The following is a 14,193-nucleotide window of genomic DNA, read 5'->3' as shown; positions in this document are numbered from 1 at the left end:
ACCGCACTGCTGGCGTTACTGGCGGTCCCGGGAGGGCCTCGTACGGGGTTCGCCATCGCGGTAGTCGTATTGGTCCGTGACCGCGCGGTCTTCTGACGCGTCCACCGGGCTGTCACCGCCTGTGGGTACGGCCGGGAGGGGCGCCCCGTCTCGCTGTCGCCACCCGGTCGGGTCGGCCCACGAACCCTCATCGACAGCCGGAGGCGTGTACAAGGGCCGACTCCCCGAGCCGGGGGACGGCCTCTGGAGCAAGCTGTGGCAGGAGTGGCAGCACGTACTGCCCGGAGTCCTGCGCGTCAGGAAGAACCGGCTGAGGCCGAAGTACCTGCACGGCTGCGGCGGCGACTGCGGCACCAAGCCGGGGTTCTGCAAGAAGAGGGTCAGGAAGAACGAGGACACGGCCAATACGAAGTCGCGCGCCGGCCGCCGCGTCATCGGTGTACCTGACGAACTGGTGAGGCTGCTGGAGCTCCATCGCAGAGAGCAGGCACGCGAGCGGGCGATCGCGGGGGAGGACTGGCGAGAGTCCGGGTTCGTCTTGACCTCTCCTGTGGGGGAGCCGTTGGTGCCGAGCGCGGACCACGACGTGTGGAAGAGGCTGCTGACCGACGCGGAGGTTCGGGACGGGCGCCTGCACGATGCCCGGCACACCGCGGCAACGGTGCTGCTCATCCTCGGTGTCCCCGAACGGGTCGTGATGCAGATCATGGGCTGGTCGTCCACGGCGATGGCGGCCCGGTACCAGCACGTGACGGGCGGCATCCTCGCCGACGTCGCGCAGCGGGTCGGAGGACTCATCCGGGAAGTGGCCAACGACGCTGACGATAGCGGCGCGGAGGGCTCCGAGGAGTCTCGTTGAGACTGAAGATGAGACTACGAACGCCGAAGGGTCCCACCGCGAACGGTGGGATCCTTCAACGTATTGCCCGGTGAGAGCAATGGCGGAGGATACGAGATTCGAACTCGTGAGGGGTTGCCCCCAACACGCTTTCCAAATGTTCGTCTGGGGGTTCTGGAACGTACGGGAACGTCCTGACCTGCGAGGCAGCCAGTGACGGTGAGGCTTCCGAACGGTGCTGTACGCCGGTGAATGCAACCAGAACTGCAACCACGGAGCGGCCGGGTCAGCCCTACCGACCTGGGCTTATCCCTCGGACAGGTACGGTCGCCACTCCCGGATGTCGTCGTCGAAGTCGCCGTCACGCACGTCGCGCAGAGCAGCTGCATAGCCGATCTGGATGGCCTCGTTGATCAGCTGGTGCAGCCAGGGTGGCGCCACAGAGAGCCCCGCGTCCGAGCAGAGGTTGGCTGCAGCATGGTCGGTCGCCCGAGCGTGCTCATCATGGACCGTTGCCATGTGCAGGTCCGAAACGGCTCGAACTGCGCTCCCGATCTCTTCCTGTGACGGCGAAGCCATGGCGGTCAGTATCCTCACGTCGCAGTCGGTACGGAATGGCGCCTCGGCGCACTGTGACCCGACATTGGCGGAGGCCAATGGGCGAGCACACGAAGCGAACTATGCTGCATGCGCTGGTGAGGGTGCTGCTCGGCGGAGCAGCACCCTCACCAGCGAGGTCAGGAAATGCGGTTACAGCTGGAGGATGAGGGCTTCGACCTGGCTGAGGGCAGAGATGCTTGCTTCGGCCGCTCCGCGAGCCTTCGTCAGCTTCTCCATCCACTCGATCCGCTGATCGGCGGGAAGCGGGTCTTCGCCGAGGTCATCCCGGAGGCGCCGGGCCGTTTCGAAGTCGCTCAGCAGTGCGTCGGCTGCCTGGACCGCGCGTTCGTACCCGCCCTCGACGAGCTCGATCCGGGCCGGCAGTTCTTTCCGTAGGGCGCCCAGCTGCGCCCGTGGATCTGCGGCGACGCCTCCTGCTGCACGCGAGGTGTCGTCGTTGGAACGGTCGTCGTCGGCCTGATCTGCCGAGCCAATGGTGCCCGTGACTGCGTTGCGGCCACTTCCATTCTGGAAGGCGCTGCCCCAGATGGGCGGGAAGAGCTCGTCGAACCACGCCTTGTCGACCACGAGCGCTGTCGGCTGTCCGTCTGTGTCCGGGGCGAGGATCATGCCGGGGACGATCGTGCTCCTGTTCTCTTCGGACCAGGTCTGCTCGCCGTAGCAGATCAGCCTTGTGCCGTCGGATACCTCCGGTGTTTCGGTGGCGTCCGGGTGCTCCAACACCGCCTTGGCGAAGGCGAGAAGCAGTTCGCGGGTGACGTTCGGCGCTTCTTGCTTGTACGCCATCTTCAATGCTGCCACTGCGTTTGCCGGGCTCCGGCGCTCTCCCTTTCGCTGCCCGCCGGCTTCGCTTCCTTGGCCTGGTGTGATCAGGGGCTCGGGTGCGTGGATCAGGTTAGGCACCATGCGTTGGACCAGAGCTGCCCATGCGGTGGCGTCGCCTGCCTGTGCACCAAGGAACAAGTCCTTTAGCGAACGGGGATCTTGCCGCGCGCCCTCTTTGGTGTCCGCAGTGGCGAACAGGCCGGTGGCGGAGAGGATGTTGGCGCGGTGCATGGAGAGCTGCGCCACGGCAGCGGACCACAATTTAGTCCGGGCCGCGGCTGTTTTGGCGCCCGTCTGGCTCCAGGCCGGCTCCTGCAGTGCACCGCGCACGATCGGCCAGTAGCGGCCTGTATCGCGGACTTGGCGCTGCCCCGACTTTGGTGGTGCTGCTGGCAGGTCGGGGAAGACCAGTGCAGTGATGGACCGGAGCGCGACGTCGCGAAGGGTGACGAGTGAGATCTCTTCGCCCGGCGGCAGCAGCGGAGAGAGGGGGGCGAGTGGCCCGTTAGCGGTCAGAGCTGACCGCACACCGTCTGCGTTGAGACGGTCGGCGCCCCTTGCCTCAGGAAACGTGTCGGCGAGTGCCGGTACGAGTAGCCCCTCTGTGGCGTATGCGTCGACGAGAATGGCGAAGAGGGCAATGAGGCGGGCATCCTCGTCGTATGGCTGGATCCCACGGAGATGATCGTCGACGTTCAGTGCCCGAAGCAGATGCTCCAGGGCGGCGGGGTTACTGCAGCCGACCACAACCTCCGTCGGGACCTCCGCGATCCGGCCGGCCCGATGGGCAGGATGCTCCCGGTCTGTTCCTTCTGCGGCGAGCGCCTCGTTGAGGCTGTAAGAGATGCGATTCAGTACTTCCCGCTGGTTGTGCAGCAGCAGTTCGGAGTCGGTGCTCTCGCGCGGTTGGGGGTACAGGGACTGGGGCATCCCGGTCACTAGGTGTTCGACCTGCAGGCCGAAGATGTCGAGGCGGGCCAGTGCTCGGTTGTTTGCGGTGACGGCGACCATCCGCCACGACTTGGGCGTCTGGCCGGCTGGATCCTGGAACTGCCACTGCTGCAGGACGCACATGCCGCGCGAGAGCTGACCCGCAGCGACCAACGACTCGACGAGGTCATATCCACGACCTCGGCCGGCACGCCGAAGGTTCTCCACTGCGTACCGCTGCAGGTGCACCGCGACCTCACGGGGCTGGGGCGCGAGCACGAGTGCCGCCATGGCTCGTCCGTCTTCTTCTGCCGACTTCACTACTGGACGGGGCCGACGGTTGCCAAGTGAGGACAGCAGAGCGTCGCGCTCGCGCTGAGCCTCGGTCACCCGCGATGTTGTCACCCGGTACTTGTCCTCCGCAGCTGCAAGTTCTGCGGCTGCGTACGTGTCATCGTCGACAGAGCGGCGACGGGCTTCTCGCGCCTTCTCTGCTTGCTTCGCCGCTTTCCGGGCCTCTTCCAGCTTGAACTCGGCATCGACCAGTGCCTTGACGCGCTCCGTTGCCTCCGGACTGGGAGGGGTCCAGAAGCTAGCGGTGCGGTCGTTGAGATCCCAGGGGGCAACCCCGGCGCCGTGGACGTGGCAAGTTAGTAGGAGGACCTTGTCGTCGCCTGCCTTAACGACCCGGTACGCGGATGTGGCGAGCACCTTCATGGTGCGCTGCGAGACCACGAGCTTCTTGATCTCGGTGTCGCCCAGCGCGGTGCCAAGTCCTTCAACGATCGCGGTACGCGGCGGCGGGGTCACGCCCTCCAGCTCACACGTGTTCTTGATCGCTTCCGCCAGCTTCTCCGACCACGGGTCGGTACTGACGTACGGGAAGTTTCCTTCAGGCCGCTTCACAGCCATGGCAGTTATTGCCTTCTCCGGGCATGCCCGGGGACGCACGCTCCCGGCAGTCGAGGGCGTGACACGCACCCGAGAGCCGAAGCCTCGCGCTAGCTGGATGCAGGTGGACGGCGTAAGAGCCTCCCGAACCTGTCCCGCCCCGTACGATCCAACTGTCGGCGCCCGAAGAGGATCAGCTCCAACAGCACCCATGGCGGCACCTGAGCGTCTCGCACCTTGCTCCTGCTCCGCCGTCGGCGGCATGAGGCGGACGCCGGTGGAGGACCACCGACGTGCGTGATCGAAGGTGCCAGAGCGATCTGGTTGCAGACCAGCAAGCTGGACTTGGTTCACCTGAATGGGTCGTATGTCGCCAAAGTTCGTGCGGTTGTCGCGACCTTACGGTACTGGCTTCCGCTACGGACCCATGGCTTCGCTATCGCTGTGATCGTCGATTTGGGCCTCACGTAAGGCCGGATGGTCAATATCCTTGCAGGTCACGAGGGGGTGGAGTCGATGTTGCGGCGGTGTGGAGGCTGGTCCGTGCCCCTGAGCGCCATCAGCACCCAGGAATGTCTCCGTGCTCCAGGTAAACCGTCTCGCCGCGCTGCCGTGCCCGGACCGCCTGCTCGATCCGACGGGCCAGGCGAGGGATGGTCAATGTCGAAATCTCTGCGACCGGGTGGAAGGCGACCGCCCGGATCTCGCCGTCCCAGAACTCGATGCAGTCCAACACAGGCTGGTCCAGTAGTCCGCCGTCGAAGAGGTAGAGGATCTTGTCACCCTCCTTGTCCGACGGGGCCCAGTCCATCGCGAGGAGGCGGCCGATCGGCGGGGTGATGCCGAGTTCCTCGCGCACTTCACGAACGCACGTCTGGAGCGGAGACTCGCCTTGCTCGACGTATCCGCCGGGGATGTCGCGGTAGTCCTTGTAGGTCGGCTCGACCAGCAGCACGTGTCCGGCCTCGTCGAAGAAGAGGGCTCCGGCCGCCATGAGGGGTGTGGCCTTGCCGATCAGGAATTCGCTGCGGTCCATGTCGGCAGCCTAGCGATCACCTTCTCGACCCCAAGTGGTGCCGCCTCAGGCCACGACGTGGAGCCGGCGGGCAAGCGCGGTGAGATGGCTCTGTGGCCGCCCTCGGGAGTTGCGTATCCAGCGGAGTACGAGTTCCCGGCTCATGGTGTGATACCGGATCTGCTCGGGTGCGATGACCTCAGCCTGGAGCAGGATCTCGAGGGCTTCGTCGCCCCGGTTGCGGGCGGCCAGGGCCCGTGCGACTTCGAGGTGGTGGCGCACCTGTCGCTCGACAGGGAGGCCGCTGGTGTCTACGCGCCGTCCGAGGTCTGCGGCGATCTGATGGTCGCCGAGCTCGCCAGCGGTGGCCACGGTGTGGATGGCGACGTTGGTAGGGCCGAACGCGGTCCACAGTTCGTTGCTGTCTGCCCCGAGACGTTGAGCGGCTTGGTCGGCCCTCTCCATGATGTCGCGTACGGCGTTGCGGTCTCCGGCGCGGGCCGCTGCCATCGCGCCGGCCAGGTGTAGCGCGCCATACACGGACACCTGCTCCCGGGAGGAGTCCGACTCCGTCGGCCGGAGCAGCGTCTCGGCGTCCTCCAGCAGATTCAGTGCGGCGTCGAAGCGGCCGGTCGAGGTGAGGCAGTGCATCACGGATCTCAGCAACGACCCGGTCACCGCGAGATCACCGCTGTGTTGGGCGGCGGCGAGCCCTCGGTCGGCGGCCATCCATGCGAGTTCGGCCTCGCCAACCTTCCCCAGCACCTGGGCAGTTGCTTGATACGCAAGCGCCAGGAGGCGCTGGGCTTCGTCCTGCTCCGCGCCCTGGTGGGACCGGGTGGCGGCGAGGGTGCTTGTGAGCAGCCCGGGGAGCTGGTCGGCCACCCATGCGTATCGGGCTGACTGGTAGCCGTCCATGGAGGCGGATATGTCCCGGCGAAGCCCGATGAGCCCAATCGGCTCCCCCTCCGGCTGACCAGGGGTGAACAGAGGGGTGAGCATGCGGTAGTCCATGAGCGCGGCCCGCAGTTCGGGTACTCCGCGCCGTCCTGTGTCGGGACCCCAGTCCATGAGGGTTGGCTCACCGAGCAAGTCTCCGACCGTCACGCCGAGGGCATCGGCCAGGCTCTGGATCACGGAGAGCCGATCGAGTTCGATGCGGTTGTTCTCCGCCTTGCTCAGCCAGTCTGTGGTCCTGCCCACGAGGCCGGCCAACACATCCTGGGACAGCCCGCGCCGCCGCCGGTACCACGCGACCCGCTCGCCGATGGTCAAGGTGTCACTGATTCCGCGCATGGCCAGATCCTCCCCGTCCTCGCCCTGGCCACCCCGGAAGGATTTTCCGGGGTGCGCACGCAGAACGGACCTACGGTCACACCACCCAGGTCAACCCGCCTTCCCGTTAACGGAATTGGCGGACCCGCCGTGTGATCACCCGGAGGCATCGTGTCCACCGCACCCCGCACGAGGAACGACTGCGTCGGCCACGTACATGCCGTGGAGCACGAGTGCGAGGCCGTGATCTTCGATCTGTTCGGCACGCTCGTGGCGGCCCCCAGCGCAGCTGACCGCGAGCTGGCGGTGGGGGAGTTCGCCGCCGCCATGGAGGTCAGCAGCGACACTGTGGACTCGGCTCTGAATGACAGCTGGCGTCCGCGCCACGACGGCCGGCTCCGATCGGCCGCAGAGGTCGCCGCGCATCTGGTCGTACGTTGCGGTGCGGCTCGCGCACGCACGAACGATGTGGAAACGACGCTGCTCCGCCTGGCCTCGGCCCGGCTAGGGGCTGACCGCTCCGTATACCGGGCGCTGGACATGCTGCGACGGTCCGGAGTCAGGCTGGCGCTGCTCAGCGACGCCTCTCCAGAAATCGCCGAGTGCTGGCGTACGACACCCTTGGCGCCCTACTTCCACACGGTGGTGTTCAGCTGCTGGGAAGGCGCCATCAAGCCGGCCCCTCGGCTCTTCGCACGCGCACTGGAGCAGCTCGACGTCCCGGCCCACGGCACCGTCTACTGCGGGGACGGGGGCGGCGACGAGCTGATGGGTGCGCAACGGGCTGGCCTTCGTGCGTTGCGTGTGGCGCGCCGGGGCGGCCAGGACGGGCTCGCTTTTGGGGAAACGCCCTGGCACGGCGACTGTGTGCCATCCGTAGAGGCTCTGCCTGCCGTGCTGACCTCGAGGCGAGACCGATGAGCGCGGTGCGTGCCTGGACCATGCGTGGTGGCTCGTTGCACCTCGCGACGGCTCCAGGGCTCGATGCCACCGACGACACCACGTTGATCCACGTCCGGTACGCAGGCGTCTGCGGCAGCGACATTCCCAAGCTCAGCTCGTCCTGGCGCGGCCCGGTACCGAGCCCGTGGTTCCCCGGACACGAGATCGTCGGCACCATCGCTCGGACTGTCGACTGGGTCTGCGTCGACCCGCTGATCGGATGCCGGTCGTGCCCCGCGTGCGCCGATGGGCACGTGCATCTCTGCCAGGGTCTGCGGCGCGTTGGTTGGGATCTTCCTGGTGGGCTTGCCGAGGCGGTTCGCGTGCCGTCCGCCAGCGTCGTACGGCTCCCCGCCCTGGGCGACCCGGCGCACGGGGTGCTCGCCGACGCCATGGCGGTCGCCGTGCACGGGGTGCGTTGCGGTCTGCCCACGCGCCCAGGACGTCTGGGTGTCATCGGGACCGGCGCCGTAGCCGTGTGCACCGCGATCTGCGCAGTACGGGCCGGATGGGAGGTACACGTCGCCGCGCGGTCTGCCGTGCGTCGCGACCAACTGCACCAGGCCCTCAGCGACGTCCCGGTCGCCGTGCACCAGCGCCCGCTACCACCGTGCGATGCCGTAGTGGATGCGGCATCTGGGCAGGACGATGCCCCGCTGCGTCAGGCCCTGTCCCGAGTACGGGACGGCGGAACCGTTGTCGTCCAGAACGCTTACGCCCCACGGGTTGTGCTGTCCCTGCCGCTTCGTGACCTGTTCCGCCGCTCGATCACCGTCCGCGGCTCCTACTCCTACTGCCGCGCGGACGGCCGCGACGACTTCCGTGACGCCCTGACCCTCCTGACTGGCGGCGGCGCATGGGCCGACCTGCTCACCAAGGACCGATACCCACTGCTCGACCTGCCGCGGGCGCTGTCCGACCTCCGTGGCGCGGATAGGCGACGGCCGTTGAAGGCCCTGCTCACTGCTGACTCCTGACCGACCCGACTGGAGTGCTCATCGTGGCTATGCAGATCCCACCACTCGTCCACAAGATCAATTCCCCTGCCGACATCGACCCTCGCGACGTTCACGAAGGCGTCCTCGGCATCCTCGACCTCCCCGCCGGCCACACGCGCGACGTGATGCTGGGGAGCGTCCTGACCGGTCTCCTCTTACGTGGCCCGAGAATCGCCGAAGTCGAAGCCGCCGTGCGGGCCGCCACCTGCCTGGACCGGGATGGTTGGGATTACTGCCAGCCACCCGCGGGCGTGCGGCTCGTCGGCTACACCGGCAGTGGAAAGAAGACCTTCAAGACCCTCAATCTCAGCTCCGCTGCTGCTTTCGTCGCCGCCACCGGCGGCGCTCACATCGCCAAGCTCGGCTCGCGCAGCGCCTCGTCCAAGACAGGCTCGCGGGACTTCATCGACCTGGTGGGCGCGGACTGCGACGCGGTGCCGCACGACGAGATGGTCGGCATCGCGGCCGAGTTCGGGTTCGGATTCTTCTCCATCGAGCACCGGGTGCCCGAGTTCGACAGTCGCTACGGCGGGCGCTTTCAGGCCGTGCACGCGCTCAGCCTGGCCTTTCCCGCCCTCCTCAGCCCGGTCGTCTGCCCCTCCTATGTGTACGGGCTCTCGCACCCCGCCGTTGATGTCTCCGCGCAGCTCCTCGCCCGGCTGGGGCTGGAGGACGTGACAGTCATCAACTCGTCCTCCGGCACAGCCCTTCACGTGGATGAGCTGCTGCCTGGCAGCACGGTGCGCGTCAGCCGAATCCGCGACGGGCGGTGCGACCCGGCTCTGCCCCAAGACGTGAGTCGCGCCGCCGCGCTCATACCTGGTGATCTGCGTTCCATTGCCCAACTGCCCGATCCCCACACGAATGTCGCCGCGGTGGTCCACGTTCTGGCCGGACACGGCAGCTCATCAGCTCGCAATGCTGTGGCCCTCAACGCGGCCCTGCTCATGGTGACCGGCCACGCAGCCCCCATCCTGCAGGCCGGGCTCGACACCGCACAGACCATCCTGCGCACCGGCGCGGCTCTCGACACCCTGCGGCGGTTCGTCCGCCTCACCGGAGGCTCCCCGCGCTCGCTCGACGCCCTCCTGTCGCGGCCCCGTCCCGTCGCCGCATCCGCCGGTGCATCACGCAAGGAGGAGATCTCATGCTGACCCGCGATGAACTGGGCATCGTCCACCTGGTCCTCAACACCGACTGCAACGCCTGGGACTTGGCCCCGACCACCGCGTCCCCTGGCGTGTGCCGCTTCTGCTACCGCGAGCGAAACCGGGTCACCACCACCCCCGAAGTCATCGCCCGGGTCGTTGACCGCATCCGAAGCGAATCCTCGGCGTACCGCATCGTCTTCACCGGCGGGGACCCGGTGATGCCGTACGACAACCACCTTGAGCCCGCCCTCCAGCACGCACACAGCAGCGGCTTCGAGACGAACCTGCACACCAACGGCCTGCTCCTCAAGGACCGCTATCCCGGCCTGCGGGAGCACGTCACCGTCTACTCCCTGGCCGTCGACGGCCCTGACGCGGAGACCGCCGACTGGTTCCGAGGCCAGGGCTATTTCGACCGGTTCCAGGCCAACATGACCATGCTCACCGCCGATCGTCGGCGCCTGGCCTTCAACACCTTCACCTCGGCCGCCTCTCTCGCCGAACTCCTGCGGCTCGCCCAGCAGATCGCCGACTACGCCCAGGCCACCCCGGTCGAGTACTGGCTGATCTCCCAGTACAGGCCGATCGGCCGGGCGAATTCCCGCAAGGCCGGGATCTACGGGTTCAGCCGCGAGGACTTCATCCAGGCGGTCACCGACGTCCGCGAGCTCGTTCCGGACCTGCCGGTCTACGCACAGCCCACCCGCGAGCCGGACGACGCCTATCCGTTCCGCGTCTGGGTCCTGGGCGACGGCACGGTCACAGCCGACCTTGGCAGCGTCGCCGCGCCCCGCAACACAGAGCTAGGCAACCTCCTTACCGACGGCTTCGAGCCGCTCGTCCGCAGTGCCTTTGCCCTCCGCGAGACCGACCCCTCCTCCACCGTCCCGACCACGCCCCAGGAGACGTCCGCATGAAGTTCGACACTGCCTACTACGACAACGTCATCGACCAGCACCGGTACGAGCGCCTCGGCCTGGGCGCGATCGACTTCGCCCTTGCGGGGATGAGCCCGGATGACCTGAGTACCAAGTGGGTGTGCCACACCGGTGCCCGGGACTTCGCCGAGGCCGCGGCGGCCGGAAAGCCCGCCATCGTCACCACCGGCGTCGGGCTGGGCGGACCGCCGCACGCCGGCACCGTCTTCCAGCTCCTGCGCGCCATCAAGCTCCAGCAGCAGGGCCTCGACGTGCAGATCGTGCTCGGTGACCTGGACTCGTACAACGCCCGCCGCACCCCGCTGGACAAGGTGCGCCGCATAGCCGACCAGTACGAGGAGTTCGTCCGCCGTCTCGGCTTCGACGAGCGGCGCGGCGTACTGCGTCGTCAGGAAGGCCACACCGAAGTGCTGGCCACCGCGTTCCTCCTCTCCCGCCACCTGGACGACGAGGACTTCCACTGGGCCGAGGAAGACCTCTCCGGTCTCTACCGCAGTCACGGCGTCTTCGACGGCCTCACCTACGGCATGAAGCAGGCCACGCTCCTCATGGCCGCCGACTTCGTGCAGCTCCTGACCGAGGGCCGGCACGTCCTGGTCTCCCTCGGCGTCGACGAGCACAAGTACGTCGCACTCGCTCGGCGCGGGGCCGAACGCTGGGGTCTGCCCGCACACCAGCTGTCCGGCATCTACACCAAGATGATCCCCGGCCTCGGGGGACTGCCGAAGATGAGCAAGAGCATCCCCGGCTCAGGGCTCGACGCATCCATGCCCGCCGACGACATCCGAGCCCTGATCACTGCCGACAGCGACACGTCCCGCGAGGACGAGGGCTCGGCTCTGCTTCAGATGTACGCCTGCCTGCCCGAGGTCGACGGTGCCGCCTACGACCACGCCGCCGCGGCTCGCAGGACCGGCTCGCCCGAGTGGCAGGTGCTGCGCGAGGAACTCGTCGAGCGCCTGATCAGCGTCTTCTCCCACTGGCCGAAGTGACGGACGGAGTTCTGATATGCCTACCGCACCCCTGCTCTCAACTCTCCCGCTCGGCGACGCCGCCTCGTACTTCATACGGGCCGGCTACCGCAGCCGCGACAGTGTGGAGTACTTCGCCGACGAGGGCGACGATGCCACGGTCTGGCAGCCCGACGTCTACCCCTACGCCGCCGCCCGCGCTGAGCAGCTCGGCTGTGACGGACTGATCGACATCGGCTGCGGCCGTGCCGGCAAGCTCGCAGCCCTCGCCTCCACCCACCCCAACTGGGCATTCGCCGGGGTTGACTTCGGCGAGAACCTCCACTGGTGCCGTGCCAATCACCGCTTCGGCGAGTGGATCGAGGCAGACCTGGAGACCGCCCGTTCCCTTCCCCTCGCTGCCTCCGTCACCAAGCGGTCGCTCGTGGTCTGCTCCGATGTGGTGGAGCACGTGATCGACCCGCGCCCGCTCCTGGCCCTGGTACGCGGCCTGCTTGCTGCCGGGAGCCCTGGCGCGATCTTCTCCACCCCGGCCCGGGAGTACCGCAGCGGTTACGAGACTCCCGGGCCGCCGCGCAATCCCAGCCACGTCCGCGAGTGGGCGAGCGACGAGTTCCAGGCCCTGCTGCGCGCTTCCGGCTTCGAGATCCACTACGCGGGGCTCACCCGCAGCGACGACGCATCCAACGGGCTGTCCACCCAGCTGGTCCTTGTCGGCCTCGGGAAGGAGACCCCGTGACCAAGGCGGCCTCACCCGCCCAAGGGCTGCGCGTAGTCCATCTCCCAGCCCGCACTCCGTACGCGCGCAAGCTGAACGGACCCGACTTCCACATCCTCAACGGGACCGAGATCAGCTCCGGCACCACCGTCCCCGCGGCCGTCAACGCTGCCTGGCTCCTTGCCCATGCGCCGCTCACCTGGCTCGACGTTCTCCACCTGCATCACATCGACATGGAGGAGCCGGTCGTTCTGGAGCGGCTCCTCGACACCTGTGTCGGCGATGGAGTCCGCGTCGTCTTCACCGCTCACGACACCCGCCCCATGCACGGCGAGATATCCGCGTTCACCGAGCGCTTGCACGTCCTCCTCGCCGCGCACGTCCACTGGGTCTTCCTCACCGAAAGCTCCCGCACAGAGATAGCTGGCCTCCTCGGCGCCACCCCGCCGGGGACCGTCATCCCACACGGCTACGTCGTACCGCCCGAGGTCCTCCATGGGCGCGAGCGGGAACAGCCCACCACCGCGTCAACCCGCTTCCTCATGTTCGGGGCCACGCGCCCGAGTCGCGATCAGCTCTCGCCCGTCATCAACTGGAGCCTGGGCGTCACCGACCCCGCCAGCACTCTCCAGCTTCTCCTGCGCGCCTTCAGCCCGGCCGACTTCACCCCGAACAGCCCCGTCCCCTTGTTGCTGGAGACGGTCCGGCACGACCCGCGCATCCGGCTGTCCATGCGCCCGTACCCCACAGACGACGAGGTCACCGATGCGGGACTCGCCTCGGACGTACTCCTGCTCCCGTACCTCTGGGGGAGCCACTCCGGGCAGCTGGAACTCGCCTTCGACTTGAACCTGATCCCGGTGTGTTCCCGCACCGGCCATCTGCCCGAGCAGTACCGGCGCCACGAGCAGCTCGTCGCCGAACCAGAGTGGTTCGACTGGTCGACGGGCCATCCCAATCTCTACGGCGAACGCTTCCTCGCGGCTGTCGAGAACGCCCGCGCCCGAGCCGGCTCCGGTCCCCGGCGGCTCGACCGCACCTTCCTGGACCACCGCATCCAGGAACACAAGGCCATCCTCGCTGCCCACGCCGAGGTCTACGGGGGCGACCGATGACCACCACACCGCCCCGGATCTCGTGCGTCATCCTGTGCCACAACTACGGTCGCTACCTCGACCGTGCCATCACCAGCTGCCTCGACCAGGAACCCGGCGACTACGTCCTGCACGAGATCCTCGTCATCGACGACGGCTCTACGGACGAGACGCAGGAGGTGTGCCGTCGCCACCGGGACCGCGTACGGATCGTCCGCCGCGACCGCCAGGGCTTCGGCCCCACGCTCACCGACGCCTTCCTGCTCACCGGCGGCGATTGGGTTGCCCCGCTCGACGCCGACGACTGGTTCCACCCCGCCAAGCTCCGTACGTGCGCCGAAGCGATCACCGGCGGCCGGCTCTTCATCGAGCACTGGGAGTACGTCGTCGACGCGGAAGGCCGCCCCCTCATCCCGGAACCCCACGCTGGCGGGAACACCAGCACTCTGCTCGTACAGCGCGAGGCCGCCCTCACACTCCTGCCCGCGACCAACGAGATCTTCTTCCACGCCCTGCGCGAGGCAGGCCACGGCCACGTACTCCCCGCGCCACTGGTCCACTACCGCGTGCACCCGCACAACATGACCGACCGCCGCACCCCAGGCGTCTCTCAGCACTACAGGGCCGATGTCTGCTCGGCACTCGGCCACCGTCTGCGCGCCATGGCCACGGCACCTCCGGACTGGGCGAGCGCCAGCACCCTCCGCCGTATGTCCCACCGCTTCCACGCCCAAGCCGCCGGGCACCGTGTGGAGGCACAACTACAGGTCGGAAGCCGTCGCGCCAGTCTTCGCCCGCTCGCTGCCATGCTGGCTCGCACCATTCGATCCGGCGCAGCGGCCGGCCCCTGGTTCACGGCGCTCACCAGCGCTGCGACAGGTCGCCCCCAGGCGCCTCTCCCGAAGATCAAGAATGCCGAGGCGGGGGATACCGAAAGTGATCATTCAAATACAGGGGCGTGACCAGCGGTGATAAAATCGCCGCTT

13 protein-coding genes are annotated in these 14,193 nt (G+C 67.7%); 9 read left to right on the top strand and 4 right to left on the bottom strand.

Going from position 1 to position 14,193, the window contains the following annotated elements; all coding sequences use genetic code 11:
- Positions 1–205: 205 nt before the first annotated feature.
- The gene (locus tag OG413_RS09745) at positions 206–859 is read left to right on the top strand and encodes a tyrosine-type recombinase/integrase (RefSeq protein WP_266804322.1); all 654 of its coding nucleotides are present in this window, start codon (positions 206–208) and stop codon (positions 857–859) included.
- 285 nt (positions 860–1,144) lie between these two features.
- Here OG413_RS09745 and OG413_RS09740 read toward each other — a convergent pair whose 3' ends face one another.
- From OG413_RS09740 to OG413_RS09725, 4 genes are all read right to left on the bottom strand, one after another.
- A complete protein-coding gene (locus OG413_RS09740; RefSeq protein WP_266804320.1) occupies positions 1,145–1,435 on the bottom strand; it encodes a hypothetical protein in 291 nt (96 codons plus the stop codon).
- A gap of 153 nt (positions 1,436–1,588) precedes the next feature.
- Entirely contained in the window at positions 1,589–4,126 is a 2,538-nt protein-coding gene (locus tag OG413_RS09735; RefSeq protein ID WP_266804318.1) for a hypothetical protein, read from the bottom strand.
- A gap of 538 nt (positions 4,127–4,664) precedes the next feature.
- The gene (locus tag OG413_RS09730) at positions 4,665–5,141 is read right to left on the bottom strand and encodes an NUDIX hydrolase (protein ID WP_266804316.1); all 477 of its coding nucleotides are present in this window, start codon (positions 5,139–5,141) and stop codon (positions 4,665–4,667) included.
- A 45-nt stretch (positions 5,142–5,186) separates the two neighbouring features.
- Positions 5,187–6,416, bottom strand: coding sequence for a helix-turn-helix domain-containing protein (locus OG413_RS09725; RefSeq protein WP_266804314.1), 1,230 nt, complete (start codon positions 6,414–6,416; stop codon positions 5,187–5,189).
- Positions 6,417–6,566: 150 nt separating this feature from the next.
- Here OG413_RS09725 and OG413_RS09720 point away from each other — a divergent pair, with 150 nt between their 5' ends.
- From OG413_RS09720 to OG413_RS09685, 8 genes are read left to right on the top strand one after another with little or no spacing between them, the layout of a single operon-like run.
- Entirely contained in the window at positions 6,567–7,316 is a 750-nt protein-coding gene (locus tag OG413_RS09720) for an HAD family hydrolase (RefSeq protein WP_266804312.1), read from the top strand.
- Positions 7,313–8,314 carry a zinc-binding dehydrogenase gene (locus OG413_RS09715; RefSeq protein ID WP_266804310.1) on the top strand — a complete coding sequence of 334 codons (1,002 nt, stop codon included), beginning with the start codon at positions 7,313–7,315 and terminating at the stop codon, positions 8,312–8,314. Before OG413_RS09720 ends, OG413_RS09715 begins: the two co-directional genes overlap by 4 nt.
- 29 nt (positions 8,315–8,343) lie before the next feature.
- Positions 8,344–9,489, top strand: coding sequence for a hypothetical protein (locus OG413_RS09710; RefSeq protein ID WP_266810023.1), 1,146 nt, complete (start codon positions 8,344–8,346; stop codon positions 9,487–9,489).
- On the top strand, positions 9,483–10,403 hold the full coding sequence (locus tag OG413_RS09705) for a radical SAM protein (RefSeq protein WP_266804308.1): 921 nt from the start codon (positions 9,483–9,485) through the stop codon (positions 10,401–10,403). The genes OG413_RS09710 and OG413_RS09705 overlap by 7 nt, the downstream gene beginning before the upstream one ends.
- Positions 10,400–11,416: a hypothetical protein gene (locus OG413_RS09700; protein WP_266804306.1), complete on the top strand. Its 1,017-nt coding sequence runs from the start codon at positions 10,400–10,402 to the stop codon at positions 11,414–11,416. The genes OG413_RS09705 and OG413_RS09700 overlap by 4 nt, the downstream gene beginning before the upstream one ends.
- 16 nt (positions 11,417–11,432) lie before the next feature.
- Positions 11,433–12,134 carry a trans-aconitate 2-methyltransferase gene (locus OG413_RS09695; RefSeq protein ID WP_266804304.1) on the top strand — a complete coding sequence of 234 codons (702 nt, stop codon included), beginning with the start codon at positions 11,433–11,435 and terminating at the stop codon, positions 12,132–12,134.
- The gene (locus tag OG413_RS09690; protein WP_266804302.1) at positions 12,131–13,228 is read left to right on the top strand and encodes a hypothetical protein; all 1,098 of its coding nucleotides are present in this window, start codon (positions 12,131–12,133) and stop codon (positions 13,226–13,228) included. The genes OG413_RS09695 and OG413_RS09690 overlap by 4 nt, the downstream gene beginning before the upstream one ends.
- A complete protein-coding gene (locus OG413_RS09685) occupies positions 13,225–14,169 on the top strand; it encodes a glycosyltransferase (protein ID WP_266804300.1) in 945 nt (314 codons plus the stop codon). Before OG413_RS09690 ends, OG413_RS09685 begins: the two co-directional genes overlap by 4 nt.
- The last annotated feature ends 24 nt before the right edge of the window (positions 14,170–14,193 follow it).

The organism is Streptomyces sp. NBC_01433 (assembly GCF_026340105.1).
Taxonomy (GTDB): Bacteria; Actinomycetota; Actinomycetes; order Streptomycetales; family Streptomycetaceae; genus Streptomyces.
Note: the sequence above shows the minus strand (reverse complement) of the source record. Positions and strands in the feature narration are given on the sequence as shown.

Coding starts and splice junctions, on each gene's coding strand:
- OG413_RS09735 (WP_266804318.1), bottom strand. CDS start 4,126: ATGGCTGTGAAGCGGCCTGAAGGAAACTTCCCGTACGTCAGTACCGAC.
- OG413_RS09730 (WP_266804316.1), bottom strand. CDS start 5,141: ATGGACCGCAGCGAATTCCTGATCGGCAAGGCCACACCCCTCATGGCG.
- OG413_RS09715 (WP_266804310.1), top strand. CDS start 7,313: ATGAGCGCGGTGCGTGCCTGGACCATGCGTGGTGGCTCGTTGCACCTC.
- OG413_RS09725 (WP_266804314.1), bottom strand. CDS start 6,416: ATGCGCGGAATCAGTGACACCTTGACCATCGGCGAGCGGGTCGCGTGG.
- OG413_RS09685 (WP_266804300.1), top strand. CDS start 13,225: ATGACCACCACACCGCCCCGGATCTCGTGCGTCATCCTGTGCCACAAC.
- OG413_RS09705 (WP_266804308.1), top strand. CDS start 9,483: ATGCTGACCCGCGATGAACTGGGCATCGTCCACCTGGTCCTCAACACC.
- OG413_RS09695 (WP_266804304.1), top strand. CDS start 11,433: ATGCCTACCGCACCCCTGCTCTCAACTCTCCCGCTCGGCGACGCCGCC.
- OG413_RS09700 (WP_266804306.1), top strand. CDS start 10,400: ATGAAGTTCGACACTGCCTACTACGACAACGTCATCGACCAGCACCGG.
- OG413_RS09710 (WP_266810023.1), top strand. CDS start 8,344: ATGCAGATCCCACCACTCGTCCACAAGATCAATTCCCCTGCCGACATC.